A 21422-nucleotide genomic window follows, 5' to 3' on the forward strand; every position below is an offset into this window, starting at 1 on the left:
GCGGCCAATGTGCAGTGGCCGCCGAAAAGTCAGATGCGTTCGATGCGGGTCTTGCCGCTGGTCACCAGGCGCTCAAGCAGTGCTGCCGGCTGGAACCACATCGCTCCGTATGCGCCGAGTGTCTGGCGGTAATGGCCGATACGTTCCAGCGCCTGTGCCAACCCCAGCCCTTCGGCGTAGTGCAGCGGGCCACCGCGCCAGGCCGGGAAGCCGTAGCCGTTGATCCAGACCAGGTCGATATCGCTGCTGCGCCGGGCGATGCCTTCGTCGAGCAACTGGATGCCTTCGTTGATCAGCATCAACAGGCAACGGTCGTGAATTTCCTGATCGCTGATGACGCGGCGCTGAATGCCCAGTTCGCCTGCGATGCGCTCGGCCAAGGCAACCACTTCAGGGTCATCCTTGCGCTCACGGCCTTCGTAGCGGTAATAGCCGCGACTGCTCTTCTGGCCAAAACGGCCCAGTGCGTAAAGCGCATCGGCAAGCTTGCAGTAGCCGGGATCGTGGGCGATGACGTCACGGCGCGATTCGCGCACCAGGAAACTGACATCGATGCCCGCCAGATCGTGCATGGCCATGACCCCCATCGCCAAACCAAGACCGGTGAGCACCTTGTCAATCTGCGCAGGCGTGGCGCCTTCCAGCAGCAGACGGTGCGCTTCGCGGGAATAGGGTTCGAGCATGCGGTTGCCGATGAAGCCGAAGCACACCCCGGACACCACCGGGATCTTGCCGATGCGCTTGGCGACCTTCAGCGTGGTGGCCAGGACATCAGCGGCCGTGGCCGTGCCGCGCACCACTTCGAGCAGGCGCATGACGTTGGCCGGGCTGAAGAAATGCAGGCCGACGACGTCCTGCGGCCGGCGCGTGACGGCGGCAATGGCGTCGACATCCAGAGTGGAGGTATTGCTGGCGAGAATCGCCCCGACCTTGCACACCTCGTCCAAGGTTCGGAACACCTGCTGCTTGATCGACAGGTTCTCGAAAACGGCTTCGATCACCAGGTCCGAGTCGGCGATATCGGCGTAGTCCAGGGTGCCGTGGATCAGCGCCAGGCGCTCGTCCATCTGCCCGGCCGTGAGCTTGCCGCGCTGGACACTGGTTTCGTAGTTTTTGCGAATCAGCTCAAGGCCACGTGCCAGGGCATCGGCCTTGAGCTCCAGTAGCGTCACCGCCATGCCCGCATTGGCGAAGTTCATGGCAATCCCGCCGCCCATGGTGCCGGCGCCGATCACCGCAACCTGAGTGACAGGACGGATCGGCGTACCAGCATCCAGACCCGGCAATTTGCCGACTTCACGCTCGGCGAAAAACACATGGCGCAGGGCCTCGGACTCGCTGGAAGCCTCGGCCTCCTTGAACAGCTCGCCCTCCCTGGCCAAGCCCTCGGCCAACGGCAGGTTGCAGGCTGCTTCGATCGCCGTCACCACTCGCTGCGGCGCGCTCTGGCCTTTCCAGCGAGACTGATTGGCGGCGCGATAGTCGGCGAAATAATTCACCGGCAGGGCTGCGCCCGGACTCGCCTGCGGCCAGGTCGGACGCGCCGGTGCCTGTGCGGCAATCAGTTCTGCGGCCAACGCCTTGGCCGTGTCGAGCAAGCTGTCAGCGCTTTGTGCCACGCGATCAAGCAGTCCCAGCGCCAGTGCCCGATTAGCATTGATCGGCTGACCGGAGGCAATCATATCCAGCGCCGCCTCGGCACCGATCAGGCGCGGCAGGCGCTGAGTGCCACCGGCACCTGGCAGTAAACCAAGCTTGATTTCCGGCAAGCCCAGGCGCGCCCCGGCTTCAGCCACGCGATAGCCGCAGGCCAGGGCGAGTTCCAGCCCACCACCCAATGCCAGGCCACCAATGGCGGCAATCAGCGGCTTGTCCAATTCAGTCAGACGGGTCAGCAGCCCTGGCAGGTCCGGCCTGGCGAACGACGCGGCGCTACCGAACTCGGAGATGTCCGCACCAGCGCTGAACACCAAGCCCTCGCCGTAGAGCACAATCGCTTTCACGCTGGCATCGGTGGCGGCGCGGTCACAGGCCTCCAGCAATTGTTCGCGCAAAGCCTGGCCCAGGGCGTTGACGGGGGCACGGGCGAGGCCGATCAGGGCCAGAGGACCTTCGTTTTGATAATGGATCAAGTCATTCATGGATGTTTTCTCGTTCGGAAAAAGGAGTGGGTGCCGTGGAATAGCTCGATTCCCTCAGCTCAACTCGCTTTCCCGAATCAGTTTCTTGTTGATCTTGCCGACGCTGGTCTTGGGAATTTCCGCGACGAACTTGAACTGCTTGGGGATTGCCCATTTGTTGATGCGGCCACAGGCCACGAACTGTTGCAGGTGGGCTTCGAGCATCTGTTTGTCGACGAACTGCCCCGGTTCACACACCACCAGAGCCATGGGCCGTTCGCCCCATTGCTCATCGGCAATGCCCACCACGGCAACAGAAGTGACCGACGCGTGCTCGCTGATCAGGTTCTCCAGGTCCAGTGAACTGATCCACTCGCCACCCGTCTTGATCACGTCCTTGATGCGGTCCTTGATTTCCACCCTGCCTTGCGAATCGATGGAAGCCAGGTCGCCGGTGTGCAGCCAGCCGCCGTGCCACAGTTCTGCACCCTTTTCCGGGGCCTTCAGATAGCCTTGGGTCAGCCATGGCGCGCGGACGACAATTTCGCCCAGGGACTCGCCGTCATGGGCGACCGCATGGCCGTTGGCATCAATGATGTTCATGTCGACCATGGGTATCGGCATACCGGTCTTGATGCGAGTGGGTAACTGCGCCGGCATGGACTGTTCAAGTTCCTCGCCCCGCAGGAAGCTCAGGCAAAGCATCGGACAGGTCTCGGACAGGCCGTAGCCACTGTGGACCTGAATGCCTTTGGCACTTGCCTGACTGGCGATGCCCAACGTCAACGCACTGCCGCCCAGGAGCATTTTCCAGCCGTCGAACCGGGTCGCCTTGCCTTCCTCACAGTTGAGGACCATTTGCAGGACGGTCGGTACGCAATGAGAAAAGGTGACCTTCTCTTCACGAAAAAGCCGCACCAGGCTATTGGGCTCGTAACGGCCGGGGTACACCTGCTTGATGCCCATCAGGGTCGCGACATAGGGCACGCCCCAGGCATGCACGTGGAACATCGGCGTGATCGGCATGTACACATCATTCGAACGCAGCAATGGCAGGCTTTGGTAAACGCCCAGGGTACCCACGGCATTCAAGGTATGCAGCACCAACTGACGGTGAGTGAAATACACCCCTTTCGGCGTGCCGGTGGTCCCCGTGGTGTAAAACAGGGTCGCCACCGAGTTTTCATCAAAGTCGGGGAAGTCGTAATGGTCCGATGCCTGGGCCAGCAGTTGCTCGTATTCGCCCAGCACTGCCAGCGACGTGCTGGCTGCGGTGTCGTCAGTGAGCTGGAGGAAGCCTTTGACGGTGGTGAGTTGCCCCTGAATCTGCTCGATCATGGGCACGAAATCATCATGCACCAGCACCAGGTCATCCTCGGCGTGGTTCATGGTGTAGAGCACCTGCTCCTGCGACAGGCGAATATTCACCGTGTGCAGCACCGCGCCGATCATTGGCACGGCGAAGAAACATTCCAGGTAGCGATGGCTGTCCCAGTCGAGCATGGCCACCGTGTCCCCGGCCTTGACCCCGGCCGCCGTCAGCGCATTGGCCAGCCGATGGATTCGTTCGATGAGGGTCCTGTAGCTATATCGGAGCTTGTCGGCGTAGATGATTTCATTGGCAGGTTCGTATCGCACCCCTGACAGCAACAAGCTCTTGATCAACAGCGGGTAGGTGTATGCGCCTTGTGCCGGTGGAATTATTTTTGTCTTCAGCATGGTTATACCTTCCTGATTCAGAACTGCGCCGCATCCAGCGAGTAGAGGCTGTCGCTACCGGCTTTGACCGAAGTGCTCAGTGAGTGGATACGCGGTAGCAGGCGGGCGAAGTAGAAGCGTGCGGTGCCCAGTTTGCTGGCGTAAAAGTCATCGTCGGTCTGTTTGCCCAGGGCCGCTTTGGCCATCAGGGCCCACATGTAGGCATAGGTGGTGTAGCCGAATACCTGCAGGTACTCGACTGAGGCCGCGCCGATTTCATTCGGGTTGCCCTGGGCCCGGTCGAGCAGCCACGCCGTCAGTTCGTCGAGGGTGTCCATGGCGGCGTTCAACGGTTGGGTGAACTCGCCAAGCTCTGCGCTGGCGTTGGCGGTGAAGTGGCGAACTTCAGCGGCAAACAAACGGTAGAGCGCCCCGCCGCTGCCGACGATCTTGCGCCCGGCCAGGTCCAGGGACTGGATACCATTGGTGCCTTCGTAAATCTGGGTAATGCGCACATCGCGCACCAACTGCTCCTGGCCCCACTCGCGGATGTAGCCATGGCCGCCGAAAATCATCTGCCCGTGCAGGGTGGTTTCCAGGCCCATGTCGGTAAGAAACGCCTTGGCGATCGGGGTCAGCAAGGCCACCAACTCTTGGGCGCGGGTACGCGCCGTCGGGTCTTCACTGTACTTGGCGGTGTCCAGTTGCAGGGCCACGTAGCTGGAAAACGCCCGCCCGCCCTCGTTCAAGGCTTTCATGGTCAACAGCATGCGCCGCACGTCCGGATGCACGATGATCGGGTCGGCGGCCTGATCCTGGTGCTGCGCACCGGTTGGCGCACGGCTCTGCAGACGATCACGGGCATACTCGACGGCGCTCTGGTACGAGCGTTCGCCCTGCGCCAGGCCCTGGATACCCACGCCCAGGCGTTCGTAGTTCATCATGGTGAACATCGCCGCCAGGCCCTTGTTCGGTGCGTCGACGATCCAGCCCGTCGCCCCGTCAAAGTTCATCACGCAGGTGGCGGACGCCTTGATGCCCATCTTGTGTTCGATGGAACCGCAGGACAGCGAATTACGCTCGCCCAGCGAACCGTCGTCATTGACCAGCACTTTCGGCACCAGGAACAGCGAAATGCCTTTGGGCCCCGCGGGTGCATCCGGCAGTCGCGCCAGCACCAGGTGGATGATGTTCCCGGTCAGATCGTGTTCGCCACCGGTGATGAAAATCTTGCTCCCGCTGACCTTGTAGCTACCGTCGGACTGGGGCTCGGCCCGGGTGCGAATCAGCCCCAGGTCAGTGCCGGCATGGGCCTCGGTCAGGCACATGGAGCCGCTCCAGACCCCGGCATACATATTGGGCAGGTACTTCTTTTTCAGGCCTTCGCTGGCATGCGCATCGAGCGACAGGCAGGCACCGGCGGTCAGCATCGGGTACTGGCCGAACGACAGGTTGGCCGAGGTGACCATTTCCTCGACCTGGGCGCAGATCACCTTGGGCATGCCCATGCCACCGAACTGCAGGTTGCCACCGACACCGACCCAACCGCCGTCGGCGAAGGCTTGATAGGCCTCGGCAAAACCCTCCGGGACTTTCACTGTGCCATTGTTCCAGGAGCAACCTTGCTCGTCGCCACTGCGGCGCAGCGGTGCGATGCTGCCAGCACTGATCTTGCCGGCCTCTTCGAGGATGGCGGCAGCCGTTGCTTCGTCGACTGCCTCGGCCAGACCGGGCAGTTGTGCCCAGAGCCTGGACACCTCGAGGACTTCATTGAGTACGAAGCGCATGTCGCGCAATGGGGCTTTGTAATCAGACATGGTGGGCTTGCTCGGTCAATGTGAGGGCATGAGGCATGCCTGTTTTTTGCGGATGGCCGGTCTCACTGACGGGCAGCAGCGACTCATGCACCACTGGCTCATCCGAGGCCGTACGACGGTTCAGCGAGGGCCCGCGCAACAGGAAGTACGACAGAGCGGGAATGAGGATCAGCGCGCCGAGCATGTTCCACAGGAACATGAAGGTCAGCAGGATACCCATGTCGGCCTGGAACTTGATCGGCGACCAGACCCAGCACACCACCCCGGCAGCCAGGGTGATGCCCACCAGCCCGACCACCCGACCGGTGAACGACACCGCTTTTCGGTAGGCATCCGCCAGCGACAGACCCTGGCGCTGGTGGTACAGCTGAACGCTGAGCAAATACAGCGCGTAATCCACACCGATCCCGACGCCGAGGGCGATCACCGGCAGGGTCGCGACTTTCACGCCGATGCCCATCACCACCATCAAGGCTTCGCAGAGGATCGAGGTCAGCACCAGCGGCAACAGGGCCACCAGCGTGGCGCGCCAGCTACGGAAGGTGATCAGGCAGAACAGCGTCACCGCGGCATACACGTAAAACAGCATGGTGCGGTTGGCTTCGCGCACCACGATGTTGGTCGCGGCCTCGATGCCGGCACTACCGGCGGCCAGCAGAAACTGACGATCCTTGGTGCTGTTTTCCTTGGCGAACTTGTCGGCAATCGCCACCACCGCGTCCAGCGTCTCAGCCTTGTGGTCAGTGAGAAAGGCAATCACCGGCATCAGCGAGCAGTCGTTGTTGAACAACTCAGGCGAGTTGACCGAGGCTTGTTGCGCGGCATAGTTCAGCACGTCCTGGTTGCGCTGGATGCTGTTGAGCTTGGGATTGCCTTCATAGGTGCCGGCCGTAATCTGGCGCACCGCGTTGACCAGCGAAGACGTCGCCTGCACGCCCGGATACTGTTGCAGCTCCCAGGCCAGACGGTCGGCGAGGACCAGTGTCTGGTAGTTCAGGCAGCCTTCCGGCGCCGTCTTGATCATCACCGCGAACATATCGCTGGACAGTGCGTAGTGGCTGGTGATGTAGGCGTTGTCGCGGTTATAGCGCGAATCGGCACGCAACTCCGGCGCCCCGCTGTCGAGGTCGCCGATTTTCAGTTGCAGGCTGATCATGAAGCCGCCGATGCCCATCAGCGTGGCCACCAATACCGCCCCCGTGGCCCACTTGCGCGTGGTGAAGCGATCGAGCGCGTCCCACAGTTTGCCGAAGCCTTTGTGCTTCTCTGCACGAGTGTCGATTTTCAGCGCACGCTCGGCGGCCTTGGCGCCGACACCGATGTAAGACAGCGCCACCGGCATCAGCAGCAAGGAGGTAAAAATCAGCACCGCGACGCCAATGCTGGCGGTGATCGCCAGATCCTGGATCACCGGGATATCGATCAGCATCAGCACGGCGAAACCCACGGCGTCGGCCAGCAGCGCGGTGACGCCGGCAATGAACAGGCGGCGAAAGGTGTAGCGCGCGGCAATCAGTTTATGGGTGCCACGGGCGATGTCCTGCATGATGCCGTTCATCTTCTGTGCGGCGTGGGACACGCCGATGGCGAAGATCAGGAACGGCACCAGCACCGAGTACGGATCGATGGCATAACCCAGCCAGGCGACGATGCCCAATTGCCAGACCACCGCGATCAGCGAGCAGCCGACCACCAGCAGGGTGCTGCGCACGCAACGGGTGTAGGCATAGATAATCAACAGCGACGTGACGACCGCCAGACCGAAGAACATCATCACCTGGATCAGGCCGTCGATCAGGTCGCCCATCAGTTTGGCGAAACCGATCACCCGCACCTTGTACTGGCCCGTGCCCTCTGCCCCGGCCTTGCGCGCCGCACTGTCACCGGCGAACTCGATCTTGTCGCGCAGCTGTTCTTCGAGTAACCGCGAGAACTGGTGGTAGTTGATGCTCTGGCCAGTGGCCGAGGCCTTGTCCAGCAATGGCACGATCAGCATGCTCGACTTGTAGTCGCTGGCCACCAGGCTGCCGACGATGCCGGCGCGAGAAATGTTCTGGCGCAACTGTTCGATTTGCTCAGGCTTGCCCTGGTAGGCGTCGGGCATCACCGGCCCACCCTGGAAGCCTTCCTGAGTGACTTCGGTCCAGCGCACCCCTGGGCTCCATAGCGACTTCATCCAGGAGCGGTCGACTCCTTCAGTGAGGAACAACTGGTCGTTGACCTGCTTGAGTACGTCCAGGTAACCGGGGTCGAAAATATCGCCCTGGGTGTTTTCGACCACCACCCGCACCGAGTTGCCCAGGCCGCGCAGCGACTGGCGGTTCTCCAGGAAATTCTGGATGTACGGCTGGCTCTGCGGAATCATCTTCTCGAAGCTGGGCCGCAGTTCCAGACGGGTCAGCGCCATGTAGCCCAGCACCACGGTGGCCAGCGCCATCAGCAGCATGAACAGCGGGCGGAAGTTGAACACCAGCCGCTCCAGCCGGTTGCCAGAGCACCGATCGAAGTCACGCAGCTCGCGGATCACCGGCATGGCGTCTTGTTTGATATTGCCCATGTCTGGGTTCTCGCTCTTAAGGTTCGAGGGCTGGGTCGACGGACAACGTCCGCGCACCACGGCTGCCGGCCAGCACCAAGGCACCAGCGGCGGACTGGGTGGCGCCGGCTATCGGCGTCGGTGCCGGTTGCTGCACCAGATGCAGTTGCGCGCCAGTGCCCTGGCTGACCAGCATCTGCCCACCCTGGGTGAACAGGCGGTAATGACCACGGGCATCAATCAGGCCGGCGGTGATGCTGACGTGCAGGCTGGTGTCCAGCGCGGTCCAGTTCTGGCCGCCATCGGTGCTGCGCAGCACATTGCCGCGCAAGCCGTAGACCAGCACTTCGCCAGGCTTGCCGAGCACGCCGAAGAAGCTGCCCTGATAAGGCGTTGGCACGGCGGCGAAGCGTTGGGCGCTGTCGTCCCATTTGAGCAACAGGCCTTGCTCGCCGGCGATGTACAAACCGTCGCCGGTGGAGGCGATGGCGTTGAGGTGGAAACCCTGGGGGTTGTCGGTGCGGTCCTGGAATGGGGTCCAGGTCAGGCCACCATCGTCGGTGCGCAGGATCAGGTTGAACACCCCGACCACATAGCCGGTTTTGTCGTTGGCGAACCACACATCGAGGAACGGCTTGTCGGCGCCCTGCTCGACCAGGCGCTGACCCTCGGCGACCAGCAACGGCCACTGCTCGTTGGCCGGCTGGGCACTGGCCAGCGCTTCATAATGCTTGACCAGCAAGGCGCCGATCTGACGACCATCGAGCTGCTTGTGCCAGGTGGTGCCGGCATCGCTGCTGTGCAGCACGACACCGTCGTTACCGACCGCCCAGCCCTGTTTCGCGGAAGGAAAAAACACCGCTGTCAGATCGCTGCTCAGCGGAACGCTGGCCTGCAGCCACTGCTTGCCAGCGTCATCGGAGTAAAGAATATGGCCACGCTGGCCAACGGTGACCAGGCGCTCACCGGCGCGAGCGATGCCGATCAAGGGGCTACGCACGGCCAAGGGACTCGGCTTGGCTGGCAGATCCAGCACATCGGCATAACCGGCCGCCTGAGCGACACCCTGCGATAACGCCAGCATCGAGCACAGCAGCGCCAGCACGAAATTTTTCAAGGAACCCATACCGCACCTTCTAGGAAAACGGCACCGGAAAGCACACGAGGTACAGCCCGGCGTCGGAGTCGGCAACCCAGGACGAACGACGCTCAGGCCGTCCATCTTCCAGTCACTCTGCCGGGGGATCTCTACCGATCGCCCCGGACTGTTATCGCCTGACGCTTAGCGGATGCCGGACGCTGCCAGCGCATCCGGAGCCCACTGCGCCTTCGACAGAGACTCGATGTACTTGATGCCGCCGTACGCGCCCGTGATGCCGTTGATGTTGTAGGAACCGCCCACCAGGTCGTAGATCATGAAAGGCGAGACATCGGGGATGTTTTTGTCGTAACTCTGGCTGAGGAAGGCGAAGGAGCCACGGTAGAGCTTGCCGCTGGAGTCATACTGGTCAGAAGCCAAAGCGATCCAGCTGTCTTCATCCAGGTACATGCGGCGCTTCTGGTAGATGTGCCGCGCGCCGGATTTGAGCGTGCCTTCCACCACCCAGACGCGGTGTTTCTCCCAGCGCACAAAGTCAGATGCGATGTGGTTGGGGGTCGTCAGTTGCTTGGCGTCCACAGCGTAAGTCAGCTTGTAGGTGTTGTAGGGCACGACCATTTCCTGCTTGCCCACCAGCTTCCAGTCGAAGCGGTCCAACGCGCCGTTGAACACGAACACGTCGTCGTAAGTACCGGCACCGCCCGTACCAGGGTTAGGCGTGTCATAGGCCAAGTCCGGCGCCAGCTTCACTCGACGCTGGCCAGGCAGGTACTGCCAGCTGCGGCGTGGCTGCTCCAATGGGTTGGCAGTGTCCTTGAGCATGATTGCCTCTCCCGCACGGCGCGCGGGACCGGTGTAATACAGCTTCATCTGAAAGAACACGTCAGTGCTCTTGAACGGCTTCGACATGTCGTCGTAGATCGGATAGTTCGAGAACGACAGCGCCGTGGTGGACAGTGTCGGTACACCCGCCGAGTCAACATTCCAGGAGTCATATTTGACATTGCGATTGCCCCCTACGCGCAGCAGGTGGTTCCACATGGCTTCACTGCCCGAGGTCGGGATCGGGAACGGCACGCCGGGCAGCAAGTTATCGATGGACAGACCGCCATTGATGGACTGGGTACCGGTGGCATTTTTCACGCTGTTGTCCAGCACTGCCTGAGGCAGGGCGACAGTGCGATGGGTCGGATACACATTGATGTGGTAAGTGGGATAGCGCCTGGCAAGCTCTGCCGTGGTGGCGGTCAACTGGCTCTTGTACTGGTCAACGTTCTTGCCATCGATGACCAACAGCGGCTTCTCGTCGGCAAACGGGTCCGGACGCATGCCGTCGCCCGCCTTGAAGCCGGCTGGCGGGGTGGTCAGGCCGCCTTTGTAGGCAGGAATCGAACCATCGGCATTAGCTGCCATCTCGGCGCCCACATTGGTCAGGCTGGTGCCCAACCTGGCTGCTTCCTGAGCCGATACAGCCGCTTGGGCCTGACCGGCAATGACAGCCGCCAGGGAAGCTGCCAACACGCTATTTAGCAATTTCATCTGAATTCTCTCCACTTGTTTTTGTGATCTGAGCGTCAATCAGAAGGTGGTTTTGAACGAGGCCGTGAGCATCCCGCGATCCTTCAGCAGCGGCGCCAGGCCTGCCTGCGAAGTGATCTGGCCGGGAATGCAGCGGTACTGCCCACTACTGCCGGGGGTGTTGTTATCGAGCCCGGTTTCACAGGTATTGAAAGGACCAAAAGAATCCACGTACTTCAGGTCGAATTTGTACTTTTGATAGACGTCCGCGGCGATGCCTACGGAGTAGCTGCCGGCGTTCTCGCTGCCACCCAACTGGACAGCCGAGTTGCCCTTGAGGCCGACGTTGTAGGAGACGGGCATGGACATATCGACACCCGGGAATACCTGGAACCAGGTCGGGGTGAAGTTGGTCGCGATGGAGTAGGCATTGGTGTCGACTTTGTCGATGCCCCGGTAGCTGGAATTGCCCTTGAAGGACTGCTCGCCCTTGTCGACGCTGACCAGATGAGTCATGGAACCTTCTACAGCCAGCGAGGACGAGTCCCACAACGGGGTATTGCCGAAACTCACCAGGCCATTGAGTACCACGTGGAAAGTCTTGCCACGGGCCGTTCCGGTGTCACCTCTGCCCGGCACGGCACCGATAAGGTTGTCGCCGTTGACCAGCCCCTGCGCAGCCTGTGCACTCAAGGTCGGGTTGATGGTGGTGAAATTGCTCAGCAGCGGCATGTTCTCGCGATAGTTCACATCAAGCCCGACGCTGACCGGACCCACATTTTTCGACAGGCTGATGCCGTAGATGTCGATGTCATCGGCATAAGCGGCCAGGTATTCGGCACCCGCGAGCCCCGGCAGACCTGGCTGTTGCAGGTTGGGCGCATTGACCAGCACCACTGGCATCGGGTCCGAGGTGTTGCGGTAGTAGAAGCCCAAGGTGCCGTCCAGCCACTCCGGACTCCACTTGGCCATCAGCCCGAAGTCGCCGGAGTTGTTTGGCTTGACGTCATGCCCGCGCGGCGTACCGAAAAAAGCACCGGCCCCGTTCAGCGCCGTCGGTACCGGCAGCCAGAACACCTCCCCACCTTCGCCGAACATGTCGTAGCCGCCCATATAGGTCCCACCCTCAGGCAGACGGGTGTTGCGGAACTCCAGGAAGTACTGCGCGCCCAGGGTCAGTTCTGGATTGACGGTGAACGACATGGAAAGCTGGTTGCGCGGGAGGAACAGTTCCTTGGTTTCGGTGCCCGGCACGTTGTACAACTTGGCCAGGTCCAGGGCCGACTGACCGTAGTTGATGCCGTTGGCCGCGTTGAACAGGGTCTCGCCCCAGAACATGTTGTGCCTGCCGAGCTTGCTGCTGAACATCGACTCCTCGCCGACCTCGGTACTGTAGAACACAAAGGCATCAAGGATCTCACCGGAGGGGCCGTTGTAATAACGGTCGCTGTAGTTGCTCAGCCCATGCTTGCGTGCAACGTGGCCGTTCAGCGAGTCGCCAGGCTGAATAGAGCCGGACTGACGAGCCGCAACCAGGTTACCCGCATTGCCCGCCTGCCCTGGAAAAGGGTTGGAGTTGGAACCGACATCGTCATAGGCATGGTCATACCAGCTCGCGGCGCTGACACGAAAACCCATCTTCCGTTGGTAGACCACATCGAGCTCGGTCAGCAGATCGACCCGCTGGGTCACAGCACTGCCGACGCTGAAGTTTTTGTCGCCGTCGTTATAGTTGGCGGCGTTGGCAATCTTCGAATTCTGACCTTGCACCCGTTGACCGTAACTGGCCTTGAGGGTGTTATCGAAGCGCACGGCCCAATCTTCACTGCCATTGTTCAGTTCAAAGGCATAGGCAGCCGGCATGGAAGCGAGCAGCGTGGCGGTAGCCAGCAGACTGCGACGCAGAGGGTTCTGCCCTGTCGTGGTGTGCATTACGTTGTCTCCGTTTTTTGTTGTTTTTGTTTTTTGGCTCTAACAACGGCCCACATCAGGTCCTGGCGGTGATGCGAGCTTCTTCAGGTGGTTTTATTCAGGTGCTTGCGTCTAGCGATCCAGCGTGCGGATAAAGTCTTCGGCCTGCGGCCACTCGCCGTATCCGGCTGCTGGATTGAGATGGCCTACGGCACCGAGGTTGACCAGTTCGCTGCCCCAGTGACGGGCCATTTGGGTCACCGACTCCAGGCTCGCAAGGTGGTCGTTGGTACTGGCCGCGACGATCGCAGGGAATGGCAGAGGCCCTTTTGGCAGCGGATCCCAGCCATTGGCCCGCAGGCTCTCGGAGGTCGGATAACCTATTGGCCATGTGGCCTCAAGGTCAGGCGGTGCGGCCAACAAGGCGCCCTTGATCGGGCGGTCATGACGGGCGGCCCAGTGCACCACCATCAGCACACCGGCACTGTGAGCCACCAGGATCACCGGGCCGGAAATCTTCTCCAGCTCGTGCTGGATCGCGTCCACTCGTGCCGCCAGACTGAGCTTGTTGTCTTCCAGTGGCGGTACTGAGCGAACCTTGTCCAACCTGGTTGCCAGCAGCGTTTGCCAATGTGCCGGCACATGATCGCGCAAGCCCGGAACTATCAAAATCGTGGTGTCATTCATCGCGCTATTCACCCTTGAACAATCCATCGAGCGGGTCCGCCAATATTTCGAACCCTGCCAGCAGCACAGTAGGATTCGCCTTGTCGGAGCGGGTTACATTTAGCGTCAGCCACTTCCCTTTTGATGACAGCGCCTCAGAATCGACCCGACAGCTTTACGACGCCAAGCGCTTTTCATTTCACGGCCAAGCCTCTATAACTGGCAGGCAACTGCGACAGCGAGATCTCATTTGTCACAACATGGAATGTATCCACGCCATGCCCGTACAAGCACGAACCGCCGTACTGACCAATTACCTGGATGTGGCTCGCCATCTACGGCTGAACGCGATCACCCTGTTAGCCGAAGTGGGCTTGAGCCCTGCGCTTTTGAGTGATCCGAGTCAACGCATCCCGGCCACCGCCAGCATCATCCTGCTGGAGAAGTCGGCGCGCCTGAGTGGTTGTGAAACCCTCGGCCTGCGCATGGCCGAGCTGCGTCAACTCGCGGACTTTGGTGAAGTGAGTCTGCTGCTCAGTCACCAGAACACGCTGCGCGATGCGCTGAATGTGATCGTGCACTATCGTCAGCAGATCAATGAGTCACTGGCGATCTACATTGAGGAAACTGGTAGTACGGTGATCATTCGCGAAGAACTGGTTACCGACATGGGCACCAACAATCGCCAATCCATCGAATTGGCCATCGCCGTGATGCACCGCTTTTGCGCAGCCCTGCTCGGCGCGCACTGGCACCCGATCAATGTCTGTTTCTCCCATGAAGCTCCGACAGACCTGTCCGTGCATCGACGGATCTTCGGCTGCAAGGTGGAGTTCGGCTGCGAGTTCAACGGCATCGTTTGTCATGCCGCCAACCTCGACACCGCCAACCCTCTGGCCAATGCGGCCATGGCCCGTCACGCGCAGCGCTACATGGATTCGCTGCTGGGCAAAAACGACCACTCCGTGGCATTCGACGTGCGCAAATCCATTTACATGTTGCTCCCCATGGGTCGCGCCACCATTGCGCAGATCGCCCAGAGCCTGGGTATGAACGTACGCACCCTGCAGCGCCGCCTGGACGAAGAAGGGGCCAGCTTCAGTGAGTTGATCAGTAGCGTGCGCCGCGACCTGGTGGTTCGCTACCTGGAGAACCCCGGGTACTCGCTGGGACGGATCGCCGACATGCTCGGCTACTCCATGCCCAATTCATTCACGCGCTGGTTCATTTCCCAGTTCAACATGCCGCCAGCCGCCTGGCGCAGTGAGCGCAAGATCGTGCCGCGCAAAGACAGCTGATGCGCCCCGCAGCAAAAAAAAACGGTCATCTGCTGGAACAGACGACCGTAAATGGAGCACTTGCGGGGTACGACACTTGACTCACGTTCGCGCTGTCCAGTGAGTCGCGCAATCCTCGATAGCGCGTAGGTTTACAAACCCCAGCGCATCAGTAACAGCACCAGAGCAATCAGGAAGACCGTCTCCCCCACCATCAGCAGGATGGGCTTGATACCCACCGCGGCAAGCTCCTTGAGCCGGGTCTTCATGCCCAGGGCGCTAATGGCGATGACCAGGCACCAGCGCGACAGTTCGTTGGTCAATCCCTGCACTGCCGGGACGACCCAGCCAGTACTGTTGACGCACGCGAGAATCAGGAAGCCCACGGCGAACCAGGGTAGCAACGGCGGTCGTTTACCCGTCGGATCGACGCCCTGCGTACGGGAAATCATCGCTGCGCAAACGATCACCGGCAGGAGCATGGCCACTCGCATCAACTTGACCACAGTGGCGGTATCGCCAGTCTCGGTAGACATGCTGTAGCCGGCACCCACCACCTGGGCAACGTCGTGAATGGTGGCGCCGAGGAACACCCCGGCCAACTGGGGATTCAGCTCGAGCCAGTTGGCGATCATCGGGTAGACGATCATGGCCAGGGTCGACAGTGCCGACACGCCAATTACGGTGAACAGCGTGGCGCGCTCTTTCTGCGGATGGTTGGGAAAAGACGCCGCCAGCGCTAGCGCCGCGGAGGCACCGCAAATGGCCGTAGCGCCACCGGTGAGCATGCCGAACAGACGCTGGAACCCCATGGCCTTGGCCGCCACCATCGAGACGAGGATGGTCACCACGACCGAGATCACCACCAGGGCCGCCGGTTTCCAGCCCAGCGCGGCGATCTGTTCGAGGGTGATACGCATGCCCAGCAACGCTACGCCGATGCGTAGCACGGTTCGTGAGGTGAACTCGATACCGGCCTTGCACTTGCCGTCGCTGGCGAGAAAATTCAGTGCCATACCGAGCAGCAGCGCGAACAGCATGACCGGCGCACCATAGTGCTCGGATAGAAAACTCGCCGCTGCAGCAACTATCAGGCTGACGATAAAACCGGGGAGCCGTTCTTGTACGCGGCCATGGACATAGGCCAGAGCAATGGCACTCATAACGCGGTCTCCCTGGAAGTGATGACAATGAACACTTGGCCGTCGACCACCTCGACCGGGTAGTTGGCAACCTTCACGCTGTTTGAATTGAGCAGGTAGCCGCTCGCCAGGTCGAAGCGCAGGCCATGGGCACAGCACTGGATCACCCGGCCCTCAAGTCGGCCACCGCACAGTGAAGCCCCCTGATGCGGACAGCTGTCGTCGATGGCGTAGAGCTGGCCGGCGACATTGAACAATGCCAGGCTGCTGCCCGCCGGCTCGAACAGCGTGCGCATGCCAAGTGCCGGGACTTTCTCGGGCGGCACCGCAATGCGCCGGCTCATGCCGATTGACTCCCGGTCACGTCTTGCGCAAGGGCTTGGTGCATGGCCTGCAACAGCACCTCGGCCGACTGCGCACCGGACACCACCTGGCGCCGGTTGAAGATGAAATAAGGCACCCCCCGGGCGCCCATCCCGTCATCATCGAAGGGGCAGCGAGCACCCAGCAGACAGTCGGCCAGGGCCGCGCGCGGATAGCCACAGGACTCGGCGATCGCCAACAGGGTGGCACTGTCTGCGAGGTCCTTGCCGCGATGAAAATAGGCGGCGAACAGCTGCTCCAGCAAGGCGTCACGCTGCGCCACGCTCCCCAGTTCAGTGGCGCACTCCAACAGCCGATGGGCATCGGCGGTATTGGGCATCGTCTTGATGCTACTGAAGTCGATGCTCAAGCCTACGGCGGCTGCGGCCTGCCGGACTTGCGCCTGGCGTGCTTGCACGGCCTCGGCACTGCCCAGGCGCTTTTGGTAGAACTCGACAAAAGGCACACCCTGCGCCGGCAGGTGCGGCAGCAACTGCACGCCATGCCAGACTAGCTCCAACTCGATCTCCGGGTGGCTGGCGCGCAACTTCGCGAGTGCGCGATTGAGCTGACGCTTGCCGATCAGGCACCAGGGGCAAATGAAGTCGAAGAACGCATCAACACGCAATACCCTCGTCACGGCGACACCTCCATCACCGCTTTAGCGGGCGCTTGATCGACCGCCTCACCCTGCACACGGGCCATGTCATCGAGATAGTGACAGCGGATATAGAAGAACACCGCCGCTGCCGCAATGCTCATCAGCGGTACCAGCTGGAAGGCCCCGTGCAGTCCGATAAGATCGGACACCCTGCCGGTGACGAAAGGCCCCGGGGCCAGGCCGAGCATATTATTGACCAGGGTCAGGGTGGCAAAAGCGGTGCCGTGCACCTTGTAGTGAGTCAGGTTCGCAATCGTGGCAATGGTCGGGCCGTTGGTGCCCGTCACGAACAACATGGCCAGGCCGATCAGCCCCAACTGGACAGGACCGACCGACTGAACCAAAGCCAGCGACATCAGCAGGCAACTGCCCAGGCAGAACACCATGGAAATCTCGATCTTGCGCAGCGGCGATTGACGGCACAGGCGATCACTGAGCATGCCGCAGAGAATCGCCCCGGTACCGCAGCACAGCACCATGACGCCTGCCATGGCACCGGCCTTGCCCTCGCTCATCCCGTAGTAGCGGTTGAAATAGCTCGGCATCCACACAATCATGCTACCGGCAACGAATGTCTGCAGGCCGCTGGCGATATACGCGGCAATAACCGAACGGGTGCCGTACAGGGTGCGCAGCGGACGCTTGACCGCCACTTTAGTCTTGCTCCCGACTTCGGCGAGGCGCTGCGGGGCAATTCGCGCTTCCTTGACGATGATCGGGTAAAGCGCCGCCAGCAGCAGGCCAAACAGCGCCATACTGGCGAACGACCAACGCCACCCCAGCTTGACGGCTACCGCCCCGCCGATGGATATGCCCAACACCGAGCCAAACATGGCGCCCGCCATGAAGGCACTGGCGAGGGTCGCACGCATGTTCTTGGGGAACACCGACACCACCACGGCAATGCCGACGCTACCGTAGGCAGCCTCGCCGACACCCACCATGAAGCGCGCAATCAACATCTCCTGATAGTTCTGTGCCAGGGCACAGCCCAGGGTGGCCAGGCTCCACAGCAAGGCCATCAGCGCCAGACTCTTGACCCGGCCAAAGCGGTCGGCCAGCATCGACAGGGGAATAGTGAGCAGGCCAACCATCAGGGCGACAATACCGCTCAGCAGACCGAGTTGGCCGTCGCTCAGCGTCCACTCGTTCTTGAGAATCGGGAACACGGCATTGAGTACCTGCCGTGACATGTAATCGGAAATCAACAAGCCAAAGGTCAGCACAAACACAATCCAGGCGTACCGTCGCGGAATGCCAATCGAAGTATCCATTTCATCGGCCACTGTACTGTGGTGAATCGCCATGCTGCCTCCTCGGTGTCTAGCACCCGTTTTGTTATTGTTTTTGGTCTTGCTCACGCGTTCAGGTGGGTAAGGGCAGAACGCCACTGGCTTCCTGCCCCGCCATCTGGATTACCCGCGCTGTGGTACGCCCTTCTGACTCGGCTTGCGGTTCGGTGCCATGCCGTTGGCCAACAGGGTTTCTTCAACAGTCTTGTATTGCACACCGATACGGTAGATGTCGCGCGCCTCTTTACCGGTGGCGATTTCACGCCCCAGCTCGTGAGCGATACGCACCGTCTGCTTGACCTGCTCTACGGAAGAGAAGCGCTTGCCGTGTTGATCGATAATGGTGTCTTCATTACCGAGCCGTGGGTGCAAGCCCATGGCCAGGGCAATGGTGTTAAGTGGCAGGACGTTCTTGAGCAGCGACTCGGCAGTCAAGGTACAACGATCCGGTACGCGATTGATGAAGTTCATCAGGTTCATCGGGTTCGGGCCGTCGAAACCACCGCCAATGCCGATCCAGGTCAGGTTCAAAGGGCCCTTGTAGATGCCCTTGCGCACCAGGCGCTCGAGGGTTTCGTAGGCATGAATGCCGGTCAGCTGGAAGTGCGGCTGGATATTGCTGGCTTGCAGGCGCTTGAGGTGTTCGGCGACCCAGGCAGGACCTGCCGGTACGGTCATTTCGCTATACGCGGCATTGGTCACCGGATCAAGCAGGGAGGTGCCTTCAATGCCTTGCGGGAACAGCAGCTCCGCGATATTCATCTGAATGGTGTTGATGGCGATGGTGACCTGATCCGGCTTCGGCGTCAGCTCCGCCAGCATGTGCCGGGTATCATCGGAGAGCCACAGGGCTTCCGCGCCTTCGCCTTCAGGGGCAAAGGAAATCGAGCCGCCGACCTGGATGATCATGTCCGGCACGGCTTCACGCACACCGGCGATCAACTCGTTGAACTTGGACAGGCGCTTGGAGCCTTTACCGTCCAGTTCGCGCACATGCAAGTGCAGCACAGTGGCGCCTGCTTCATAGCAGTCGACAGCCGCCTGCACGTGCTCGTCCATGGTCATCGGAATGTCTTCAGGGAAGTCTCCCGGCATCCACTGTGGGGCGTAAGGGGCGACAGTAATCACCACTTTTTCCATGTTTTCCGGGTGCAGGGAATCGTCGAAAAACTGCATGCTTATCTCCTGTTTTTATTGTGGCCCGCCCGACGGACTGTACGGAGCGAGCGCTGGCACGGGTGTCGGTGAGGTTGCTCAGTAGGTCTTTTCGCCAATGATCCCGGCACGCTCCATCTTGCGATGGCAGGGTGGGTAATCCATCACGGCGTAGTGCTGAGTGCTGCGGTTGTCCCAGATGGCGATGCTGTTAGGCTTCCAGCGCCAGCGCACCTGATACTCCGGAATGTGGGCCTGGCTGGTCAGGTGACGCAGTAGCTCGGACGAGCCCTGGGTGAAATCCTGGCCGACACGCACACGTTCGGCCGTGTGGAAGTTGGTGAAGTGAGTCGTGAAGGAATTGACGAACAGCACCTTCTCGCCAGTCTCTGGATGAGTGCGCACCACGGGGTGCTCAGCGTCCGGGTACTGGGCCTTGAGCGCCAGGCGCCGTTCGATCGGCATCGCCGCACCGAAGGTCGCCTCGATGCTATGACGGGCACGAAGGCCTTCGATCTTCGCTTTTATCTCGTCTGGCAGATGCTTGTAAGCCTCCACCATGTTGGCCCACATGGTGTCACCACCAACTGGTGGGCACTCCAGGCATCGCAGCACGCTGCCCATCGGCGGCGCCTCGCGCCAGGTGGCGTCGGTGTGCCAGGAGTTCTCGTAACGGTCGATCGGGCTGTCCGGACTCTTGTAGACCTGGACCAGGCCAGGATAATCCGGGTGGCTGCCGATGACCGGGTGATCCTCCAGTTCGCCGAAGCGTTGGGCAAAGGCCACATGCTCGGCGCGACCGATGTCCTGGTCGCGCAAAAACAGCACGCGATGCTTGAGCAACTGGACGCGGATCTCGGCGAACAGGCCGTCGTCATGGACGGCATCGGCAAGGTTGACGCCCGTCAGCTCTGCGCCAATGCTGCAGGTGAGTTGTTCGACTTGCATGGCGGCAGACCTCCTCAGATGACGAAAATCGATGAGCCAGTGGTCTTGCGCGACTCCAGATCACGGTGAGCCTGCACGGCGTCCTGCAAGCAGTAATGCTGGTTGATCCCGATCTTGATCTTGCCGCTCCCGACCAGGCCGAACAGCTCACCGGCCAGGTCAGCCTTTTCTGCCGGGTCGGCGATGTAATCTGCCAGTGCCGGACGCGTCATGAACAGCGAGCCTTTCATCGCCAGCTGCGCTGGACTGAAGGGAGGAATCGGACCGGATGCAGTACCGACGCAGACCATCAGGCCACGACGCTTGAGAGAGTCCAGCGAGCCCTCGAACGTGCTCTTGCCAACGCTATCGAACACCACGTTGACACCCACGCCGTCGGTCAACTCACGCACGCGCCTGGCCACATCCTCATGACTGTAATTGATCACATGGTCGCAACCATGGGCACGGGCGAGCTCAGCCTTGGCCTCGCTGGACACGGTGCCGATCACCTTCAGGCCTTGCAGCTTGGCCCACTGCGAGACGATCAGGCCGACACCACCGGCGGCAGCGTGCAGCAGGATGCTGTCACCGGCCTTGAAGTCATAGATGCGACGCATCAGATACGCCGAGGTAAGCCCGCGCATGGTCATGGCCGCCGCTGTCTCGAAAGAGATGTTTTCCGGCAGCTTGATCAACGGCGCAGCCGGGATCAGGCGCTCGGTGCTGTAGGCGCCGAGGGTGTTGGTAAAGCCGGTATAGGTGACCCGATCCCCGACCACCACATTGCTCACGCCCTCGCCCACCGTCTCCACCACACCGGCGGCTTCAACGCCGATGCCATTGGGCATCGGGATCGGGTAAGTGCCATTGCGAAAGTAGGTGTCGGCATAGTTGAGGCCGACCGCTACGTGGCGAAGTCGAACCTCACCAGGACCAGGGTCGCCAACCTCGACCTCTTCAAAACGAAGAACCTCGGGACCACCGGTTTCATAAAATCGTACGACTTGAGCCATGCTTTTTTTCTCCAATCAGCGTTCTGGGTGCACTGCGGCGATTACGTTGACTGGAATGTAAGCTGCAGGCTTTCCGAACGCGTCTCATCAAACGACAGCGCCGTCACATTTGATGACAAACGGCGTCATTGGGCACCTTCCTCCCCCGGTGACTTCCCTATCTGCATATTTGACTCAGGCGTGGCGCTCGACAGCGGCGGCTTCACCGACTGGAGGCTGGCCTG

General features: G+C 61.0%; 16 protein-coding genes. 1 reads left to right on the forward strand and 15 read right to left on the reverse strand.

Annotated elements, in window-relative coordinates; genetic code table 11:
• Positions 1 to 29 precede the first annotated feature (29 nt).
• From AC1DVE_RS18900 to AC1DVE_RS18935, 8 genes are all read right to left on the reverse strand, one after another.
• On the reverse strand, positions 30 to 2141 hold the full coding sequence (locus AC1DVE_RS18900; protein WP_223543106.1) for a 3-hydroxyacyl-CoA dehydrogenase NAD-binding domain-containing protein: 2112 nt from the start codon (positions 2139 to 2141) through the stop codon (positions 30 to 32).
• A gap of 54 nt (positions 2142 to 2195) precedes the next feature.
• Entirely contained in the window at positions 2196 to 3839 is a 1644-nt protein-coding gene (locus tag AC1DVE_RS18905) for a fatty acid--CoA ligase (RefSeq protein WP_223454588.1), read from the reverse strand.
• Positions 3840 to 3856: 17 nt separating this feature from the next.
• Complete coding sequence (locus AC1DVE_RS18910) at positions 3857 to 5635, reverse strand: acyl-CoA dehydrogenase C-terminal domain-containing protein (RefSeq protein ID WP_223454590.1); 1779 nt, start codon at positions 5633 to 5635, stop codon at positions 3857 to 3859.
• Complete coding sequence (locus AC1DVE_RS18915; protein ID WP_223454592.1) at positions 5628 to 8192, reverse strand: efflux RND transporter permease subunit; 2565 nt, start codon at positions 8190 to 8192, stop codon at positions 5628 to 5630. The genes AC1DVE_RS18910 and AC1DVE_RS18915 overlap by 8 nt, the downstream gene beginning before the upstream one ends.
• Before the next feature lie 16 nt (positions 8193 to 8208).
• Complete coding sequence (locus AC1DVE_RS18920; RefSeq protein WP_223454594.1) at positions 8209 to 9297, reverse strand: WD40/YVTN/BNR-like repeat-containing protein; 1089 nt, start codon at positions 9295 to 9297, stop codon at positions 8209 to 8211.
• Between the two features lie 156 nt (positions 9298 to 9453).
• Entirely contained in the window at positions 9454 to 10809 is a 1356-nt protein-coding gene (locus AC1DVE_RS18925) for a DUF1329 domain-containing protein (protein ID WP_223454596.1), read from the reverse strand.
• Between the two features lie 39 nt (positions 10810 to 10848).
• Positions 10849 to 12720, reverse strand: coding sequence for a DUF1302 domain-containing protein (locus AC1DVE_RS18930; protein ID WP_223454598.1), 1872 nt, complete (start codon positions 12718 to 12720; stop codon positions 10849 to 10851).
• Between the two features lie 111 nt (positions 12721 to 12831).
• On the reverse strand, positions 12832 to 13386 hold the full coding sequence (locus tag AC1DVE_RS18935) for an RBBP9/YdeN family alpha/beta hydrolase (RefSeq protein ID WP_477784122.1): 555 nt from the start codon (positions 13384 to 13386) through the stop codon (positions 12832 to 12834).
• 257 nt (positions 13387 to 13643) lie between these two features.
• On the opposite strand from AC1DVE_RS18935, the gene AC1DVE_RS18940 reads away from it, so the two are divergent.
• Entirely contained in the window at positions 13644 to 14663 is a 1020-nt protein-coding gene (locus AC1DVE_RS18940) for an AraC family transcriptional regulator (protein WP_223443402.1), read from the forward strand.
• Positions 14664 to 14794: 131 nt separating this feature from the next.
• Here the strand turns inward: AC1DVE_RS18940 and AC1DVE_RS18945 are convergent, their stop codons facing one another.
• The 7 genes from AC1DVE_RS18945 to AC1DVE_RS18975 all read right to left on the reverse strand — a co-directional run bounded on the left by AC1DVE_RS18945 (position 14795) and on the right by AC1DVE_RS18975 (position 21198).
• Positions 14795 to 15805, reverse strand: coding sequence for a YeiH family protein (locus tag AC1DVE_RS18945; protein ID WP_223443405.1), 1011 nt, complete (start codon positions 15803 to 15805; stop codon positions 14795 to 14797).
• Complete coding sequence (locus AC1DVE_RS18950) at positions 15802 to 16128, reverse strand: Rieske (2Fe-2S) protein (protein ID WP_223454601.1); 327 nt, start codon at positions 16126 to 16128, stop codon at positions 15802 to 15804. Before AC1DVE_RS18950 ends, AC1DVE_RS18945 begins: the two co-directional genes overlap by 4 nt.
• Positions 16125 to 16787 (reverse strand): DsbA family oxidoreductase, encoded by a 663-nt coding sequence (locus AC1DVE_RS18955; protein ID WP_223454603.1) that lies wholly within the window; start codon positions 16785 to 16787, stop codon positions 16125 to 16127. Before AC1DVE_RS18955 ends, AC1DVE_RS18950 begins: the two co-directional genes overlap by 4 nt.
• Complete coding sequence (locus AC1DVE_RS18960) at positions 16784 to 18115, reverse strand: MFS transporter (RefSeq protein ID WP_223454605.1); 1332 nt, start codon at positions 18113 to 18115, stop codon at positions 16784 to 16786. Before AC1DVE_RS18960 ends, AC1DVE_RS18955 begins: the two co-directional genes overlap by 4 nt.
• A gap of 108 nt (positions 18116 to 18223) precedes the next feature.
• Entirely contained in the window at positions 18224 to 19276 is a 1053-nt protein-coding gene (locus AC1DVE_RS18965; protein WP_223454606.1) for a beta-keto acid cleavage family enzyme, read from the reverse strand.
• 78 nt (positions 19277 to 19354) lie between these two features.
• Positions 19355 to 20203: a TauD/TfdA dioxygenase family protein gene (locus AC1DVE_RS18970; protein ID WP_223454608.1), complete on the reverse strand. Its 849-nt coding sequence runs from the start codon at positions 20201 to 20203 to the stop codon at positions 19355 to 19357.
• 14 nt (positions 20204 to 20217) lie between these two features.
• A complete protein-coding gene (locus AC1DVE_RS18975) occupies positions 20218 to 21198 on the reverse strand; it encodes a quinone oxidoreductase family protein (protein ID WP_223454610.1) in 981 nt (326 codons plus the stop codon).
• Positions 21199 to 21422 lie beyond the last annotated feature (224 nt).

Source organism: Pseudomonas sp. P4_B4 (genome assembly GCF_056402255.1).